At 76.8% G+C, this 3496-nt stretch carries 1 protein-coding gene; it reads left to right on the top strand.

The features are described from left to right. Positions 1-3371, top strand: a 3371-nt coding sequence (locus VGR37_20290; GenBank protein HEV2149751.1) for an amino acid adenylation domain-containing protein, incomplete at its 5' end; no start/stop codon positions are given. Positions 3372-3496 lie beyond the last annotated feature (125 nt).

Below are 3496 nucleotides of genomic sequence, written 5' to 3'. Positions count from 1 at the left end.
CCCTGGAGCTCCCCACCGACAGGGCGCGCCCCGCGGTGCGGGGCCGCGGCGGCGCCGCGGTGGAGGCGGTCCTCCCGCCGGAGCTGGCGGACGCCCTGCGCGGCCTCTCCCGGCGCGAGGGGGCCACGCTGTTCATGACCGTCCTCGCGGGATGGCAGGCGCTGCTGGCGCGCTGGTCCGGGCAGACGGACGTCGTCGTCGGCACCCCCATCGCCGGGCGGACGCACCCGGACACCGAGGGGCTGATCGGCTTCTTCGCCAACACCCTGGCGCTGCGGGCGGACCTCGGCGGCGACCCGTCGTTCGCGGAGCTGCTGGGCCGCGTTCGCGAGGGGGCGCTGGGGGCGTACGCGCACCAGGACCTCCCCTTCGAGCGCCTGGTGGAGGAGGTCGCCCCCGGGCGGAGCCTGTCGCACACGCCGCTCTTCCAGGTGGTGCTGGCGCTGCAGAGCGCGCCCTCCGCGCCGCCGCGGCTCCCCGGGGTGGAGGCGGCGCCGCTGCGGCTGGGCACCACCACCGCCAAGTTCGACCTGACCCTGGCGCTGGCGGAGAGCGGCGGGGGGCTCGCCGGCTCGCTGGAGTACTCCACCGAGCTCTTCGACGCCTCCACGGTGCAGCGGATGCTGGGGCACTTCCGCGTCCTGCTGGAGGGGGCCGCCGCGGCGCCGGAGCGGCGCCTCTCCGGGCTGGAGCTGCTGGACGCCCACGAGCGGGACCAGGTCCTCCGCCGCTTCGGGGCGCCGGCCGGGGCCTTCCCGGCGGACGCCACCCTGCAGGGGCTGTTCGCGGCGCAGGCCGCGCGGACGCCCGGCCGCGCCGCCGTGAGCTTCGAGGGGGAGTCGCTCACGTACGCAGAGCTGGACGGCCGCTCCAACCGCCTCGCCCGCTGGCTGCGCGCCCGCGGCGTGGGGCCCGAGGTGCCGGTGGGGCTCTGCCTGGAGCGCTCTCTGGAAACGGTGGTGGCGGTCCTGGGGGTGCTCAAGGCGGGCGGCGCGTACGTGCCGCTGGATCCCGACTACCCCGCCGAGCGGCTCGCCTACGCGGTCAATGACTCCGGGGTCGGCGTGGTGCTCACGCGCGAGGGCGTCCGCGGCCGGCTCCCGGCCGCCGCGGAGGGCGCCCTCCTGACCGTGGCGCTGGATGCCGAATGGGAGCGGATCGCCGGCGAGGACGACGCGCCTCTGCCGGAGACGGCGGGCCCCGGCGGGCTGGCGTACGTGATCTACACCTCCGGCTCCACCGGCCGCCCCAAGGGCGTGCAGGTCACCCACGCCAACGTCGTCCGCCTCTTCACCGCCACCGAGCCCTGGTTCGGCTTCGGAGAGGACGACGTGTGGACGCTGTTCCACTCGTACGCCTTCGACTTCTCCGTCTGGGAGATCTGGGGCGCGCTCCTCCACGGCGGGCGTCTGGTCGTGGTCCCCTGGGAGACCAGCCGCTCGCCGGAGGCCTTCAGGGAGCTGCTGGCCCGCGAGCGGGTGACGGTGCTCAACCAGACCCCCTCCGCCTTCCGCCAGCTGATCGCCGAGGACGAGGCGGCGCCGCCGGAGGAGCTGGCGCTTCGCTGGGTGGTGTTCGGCGGGGAGGCGCTGGAGCCGGGCTCGCTGCGCCCCTGGACGACCCGGCACGGCCTGGAGCGGCCGCGGCTGGTGAACATGTACGGGATCACCGAGACCACCGTGCACGTCACCTTCCACCCCATCACGGCGGAGGACGTGGAGCGCGGCTCCGTGAGCCCCATCGGCCGGGCGATCCCGGACCTGGGGGTGTACGTGCTGGACCCGCACGGGAGCCCCGTCCCCGTCGGCGTGCCCGGGGAGATGTACGTGGCGGGCGCCGGGGTGGCGCGCGGCTACCTGGGGCGGCCGGAGCTGACGGCCGCGCGCTTCGTCCCCGACCCGTTCACCGGCGGCGCGGGCGCCCGGCTGTATCGGAGCGGCGACCTGGCGCGCTGGCTCCCCACGGGGGAGCTGGAGTACCTGGGCCGCATGGACGAGCAGGTCAAGGTGCGCGGCTTCCGCATCGAGCCCGGGGAGATCGAGGCGGCGCTGACCCGGCACCCCGCGGTCCGCGAGGCCGTGGTCGTGCTGCGCGAGGACGTGCCCGGCGACCGGCGCCTGGTGGCGTACCTGACCGCCGAGGGCGGGGCGCCGTCGCAGCGGGAGCTGCGCGACCACCTGGGCGCCCACCTCCCCGACTACATGGTCCCGGCCGCCTTCGTGGCGCTCGAGCGGATCCCCCTCACCGGCAACGGCAAGACCGACCGCCGCGCCCTCCCGGCGCCCGACGCCGCGGCCTCCGCGGAGCGGTACACCGCCCCGCGCACCCCGCAGGAGGCGCGCATGGCGGCGATCTGGGCGGAGGTGCTGGGCGTGGAGCGCGTGGGGGTGGACGAGGACTTCTTCGCCCTGGGCGGGCACTCCCTGCTGGCGGTCCGGCTCGTCTCCCGGGTGGAGCGCGCGCTCGGGCAGAAGGTCCCCCTGCACGCGCTCTTCGCGGGAGCCACGGTGGAGAGCATGGCCGCCCTGCTCGACGGGGGGCGGCGGAGGGTCCCGGCCCCGCCGCTGGTCGGCATCCGGCGCGAGGGGACGGGGCGCCCCTTCTTCTGCGTCCACGCCGCCGACGGCCACGTCCTCTCCTACGGGCGCCTGGCGCACCACCTCGGGCCGGAGCAGCCCTTCTACGCCCTCCAGGCCCCGGGGCTCGACGGCGGGGAGCCGCTGGCCCGGGTGGAGGAGATGGCGGAGCGTTACGTGGCGGCCCTCCGCGAGGTCCAGCCGGCGGGGCCGTACGCGCTTAGCGGCTGGTCGATGGGCGGGGTGGTGGCGTTCGAGATGGCGCGGCAGCTCCGGGCCGCGGGAGATGAGGTGGAGGTGCTCGCCCTCCTCGACGCGCCGCGGGCGGTGCGCGCGGCGGACGCGGAGGACGAGGCGGCGTTCCTGGTCGAGGCGCTCCGGGGGATGGCGGAAGGGCGCCTCCCCGCGTCGTTCTCGGAGGCGCGCCTGCGCGCGCTTCCCACCCGGGAGCGCGTTGAGTACGTCCGCGCCGAGGCTGTGGCCGCCGGGGTGCTCCCCGCCGACGTGGACGCCGGCCGGCTGCACGACCTGCTCCGGGTGCGCCGCGCCCACCTCCGCGCGCTGCGCAGCTACCTGCCGGGGGAGTACGACGGGCGCGTCCTCTTCTTCCAGGCGGCCGAGCGCCCGGCCGGAGCCCCTCCGGGCGACCGGGTGATCGACTGGGAGGCGCTCTGCCGGGGTGGGGTCGAGGTGCTCAGCGCCGCCGGAGACCACTTCACCATGCTCCAGGAGCCCCGGGTACAGTCCCTGGCGGCGTCCCTGCGGGCCTGCCTGGGCCGGGTGGGTCAGCGATGACCCGCCTCCGCCCCCGACACACGGGAGACATGGACACGACCACGCCAGACGTGCAGCCCGCGGGCGCGGAAGCCCGCCTCTCCCTGGCCGTGGGGCCGCCGCTGCCGGCCCCCGCCGACGCGCCC

The organism is Longimicrobiaceae bacterium, assembly GCA_035936415.1.
GTDB lineage: Bacteria > Gemmatimonadota > Gemmatimonadetes > Longimicrobiales > Longimicrobiaceae > JAFAYN01.
The sequence above is the reverse complement of the archived record's forward strand: the minus strand, read 5'-3'. Positions and strand labels throughout refer to the sequence as shown.